Origin of the sequence: Inquilinus sp. (assembly GCF_039594555.1) — a bacterium.
Classification (GTDB): domain Bacteria; phylum Pseudomonadota; class Alphaproteobacteria; order DSM-16000; family Inquilinaceae; genus Inquilinus.
Window position 1 is genome coordinate 1 of record NZ_JBCNNF010000608.1, and the last position, 3,060, is coordinate 3,060.

Below are 3,060 nucleotides of genomic sequence, written 5' to 3' on the forward strand. Positions count from 1 at the left end.
GGCGGCGGCGTCATTCAGCTCATAGACTTCCTGTCGTCTCTCGCTGAACAGCACCTGCCGCTCGCCGACCAGGACGAAGACGGTGTTGGCGGCAACCAATCCCCGCATCGGCGAGCGCCCAAATTTCGAGAGATCCTCCGCTCGCGGCGGCTGCACGCGAGATAGCCCAGCGTTCAGAACAGCTTTCCGAGAAGGGCCTCGAGAAAATTCCCGTCTCGTCCCGGCGGCGTTCCGTTGTGCCCTTCGTCGTGCCCCTCGTCGTGCCCGTGCCCGTGACCTTCGCCGTGCCCGTGGCCGTGGCCGCCTCCCGACTTCGCGATGGCGTCAGAGGTCAGGCTCGTTGACAGCAGCAGCGTGACGGCCGGTGGGGTGACGATCGCGAAGCGCCCGCATTTGGCGAGGAACTCGCGCCGGTCTTTCGCCTCATCACCGGGTGGCGGTGCCTTGGAAGAATCGGTCGACATTGCCATTCCTCCTGCATTTGCGTCGCCGAAACGCTAGGCGGGTGGGTACCGGGCAAGCAATTGCGCTCTTCGGGCCCGTCCCCAACCCTCTTGAGGAGGAGCAATCTCCGTCAATAGTGGTAGAAGCGCAGCGGCAGTCTTGTAGCCCCGCGGCTAGGGATAATGCGTCGCCACTTGGGATCGGTGGAAGCGATCAGGGCATTTCCTGAATCCGCTATACCACCCGACATCGGGGCGGGTTTTATGCCCCGACATCGCTCAGCAGCTTGGCCGGGTAGCCCGATTCCATCAGCTTGCCGATGATAACGTCGACATGGGCCCGGTCGCGGGTTTCGACCACCACGTCGATATCGGCGCGCTTCACCGGGATCTGGAAGAACAGCCGCTGGTGGTATGTCTCGATGATGTTACCGCCGGTGGCGCCGATGATGCCGGCAATGGTACTCAGCACCCCCGGCACGTCTTCGATCTCGATCCGCAGCCGGGCGATCTGGCCGTTGCGAACCAGGCCGCGCATCAGGATCGAGGCCAGGATGCGCGGGTCGATGTTGCCGCCGCAGACGACGACGCCGACCTTGCGCCCGGCGAAGCGCTCCGGATGGGCCAGGATGCCGGCGATGCCGGCGGCGCCGGCGCCCTCGGCCACCAGCTTCTGCTGCGTCATCAGCTGGTGAACGCCCTGCTCCAGCATCGTCTCGTCGACCGTGACGATGTCGTCGACCAGCGCCGCGATGATCTGCCGGGTCAGCACGCCCGGGCTCTTCACCGCGATGCCTTCGGCGATGGTGGCACCGCCATAGACGCCGGTGCGGCCGGCCACCGCGTCGCTCATCGAGGCGTAGAGCGCGGCCTCGACCCCGGTGATCCGGATCTTGGGGTTGACCGACCGCGCGGCGATGGCGATGCCGGAGATCAGCCCGCCGCCGCCGATCGGCACCACCAAATCGTCCAGATCGGGCGCGTCGGCCATGATCTCCAGCCCGACCGTGCCCTGGCCGGCGACGATGTAGGGATCGTCATAGGGGTGGATCAGGGTCAGCCCTTCCTCGTCCACCAGCTTGCGGGCATGGCTCATGCTGTCGTCGAGGGTCTGGCCCACCAGCACCACCGTGGCGCCGTAGCCCTCGGTCTTCGCCACCTTGGTGAAGGGGGTATAGGTCGGCATCACGATGGTCGAGGGGATGCCGAGGCGGGTGGCGTGATAGGCGACGCCCTGGGCGTGGTTGCCGGCCGACATCGCCACCACGCCGCGCCGACGCTGCGCCTCGTCCAGCGAGCGCAGCTTGTTGTAGGCGCCGCGATCCTTGAACGACCCGGTGCGTTGCAGCGTCTCCAGCTTCAGGAACAGCTCGCAGCCGAGAATGCCGGACAGCTGCTGCGCCGGAATGACCGGGGTACGGGCCACCTGGCCCTCCAGTGCGGCGGCGGCGGCGTGGATGTCGTCGATGGTGACCGGCAGCGGGGCAGTGCTCATCTGGGGTCTGGTCCCGTTATTGGCGCGGCTGCAGGGTGGTCAGCGACTCCCCGGCGGCGGCGAGATCAGCCTCGCCACCCTGCAACGTCAAGTATCTTCCGTCTCGCCAATCCGCGACCAGGTCCCCCCAATGCGGCGACAGCGGATTGCCGGACTGGCCGGTGGCGATCATGAATCGCGACCGGCCGCGATCCGCCAGGTCGTAGACGGCCCGGTAGCCGGCGCCGTGGGTGTGGGCGAAGGGCGCGTCCGGATCGGTGATCGTGGTGGCGCCGCGATTCAGCGTATAGGGCCCGCCATCGGTCGGCGTCGCCAGCGAGATCAGCCCGCCGATCACCGGCACCCGCGACAGCACCTGCGCCTCCAGCGGCGCGATGTGCTCCGACCCCCAGCGCCAGGCGGCCATGTCGGCGCCGTGGCGCTCGGCCAGCGCGTCCAGCGACTCGCCCAGGGTCCGGCGCAGCAGGGCGCCGCAATCGGCCGGCGGGGCCTTGGCGTCGCCGCACCAGGACGGGTCGCGGCTGAGGATCGTCGCCAGGATGGTTGGGTGCAGCCCGAAATAATCCTCGGCCAACGGCCCCAGCGGCGGGTCGAACACGGCATGGGCGAAGCGCCACAGCCATTCCATGTAGATCAGCGGTTCCGGCCGGTTGCGGTCCATCCGCAGGTCCCAGCCGTGCAGCAGCGCCAGGGCCTTGGCGCTGCGATCGTCCGCGGGATCGATGGCCGTCATCAGCGGCAGCAGCTCGCGCGCCTCGGTGGTCAGCGTGTCGGCCTGCATCACCTGGCTGCGCGCCACCGTGTTCGGGCCTTCGGCGTCCAGCATCTCGACGATGCGGCGGGCGCGGTAGGGCTCGTCATAGCCGTCGCCGAGATAATGCGGGTAGCCGGGCCCGACCGGGGCGTTGTTGGCGTTGGCAAGGGCGGCGCCGGGCGGGTTCAGGGCCCGGGGCAGCTCCTCGAACGGGATCAGGCCGGTCCAGTCCTGGGCGCCGGAGGCGCCGTCCGCCGGCAGCTTGCCGTCGCCCGAGCGGCGGATCGGGATCGCGCCGGGGACGATGAAGCCGATATTCCCGTCTCCATCTGCATAGGCCATGTTCTGGATCGGGGCGCGGAACAGCC

Annotated in this window: 3 protein-coding genes; all 3 read right to left on the minus strand. The window is 68.5% G+C overall.

The window, feature by feature from the left end; translation table 11 throughout:
• Positions 1-173: 173 nt before the first annotated feature.
• Complete coding sequence (locus tag ABDW35_RS34890; RefSeq protein ID WP_343718436.1) at positions 174-464, minus strand: hypothetical protein; 291 nt, start codon at positions 462-464, stop codon at positions 174-176.
• Positions 465-705: 241 nt separating this feature from the next.
• Positions 706-1,938, minus strand: coding sequence for a threonine ammonia-lyase (locus ABDW35_RS34895; RefSeq protein WP_343718437.1), 1,233 nt, complete (start codon positions 1,936-1,938; stop codon positions 706-708).
• Positions 1,939-1,954: 16 nt separating this feature from the next.
• Positions 1,955-3,060: penicillin acylase family protein (locus ABDW35_RS34900; RefSeq protein ID WP_343718438.1), on the minus strand; the 1,106-nt coding region annotated here is incomplete at its 5' end.

Coding starts and splice junctions, on each gene's coding strand:
- ABDW35_RS34890 (WP_343718436.1), bottom strand. CDS start 464: ATGTCGACCGATTCTTCCAAGGCACCGCCACCCGGTGATGAGGCGAAA.
- ABDW35_RS34895 (WP_343718437.1), bottom strand. CDS start 1,938: ATGAGCACTGCCCCGCTGCCGGTCACCATCGACGACATCCACGCCGCC.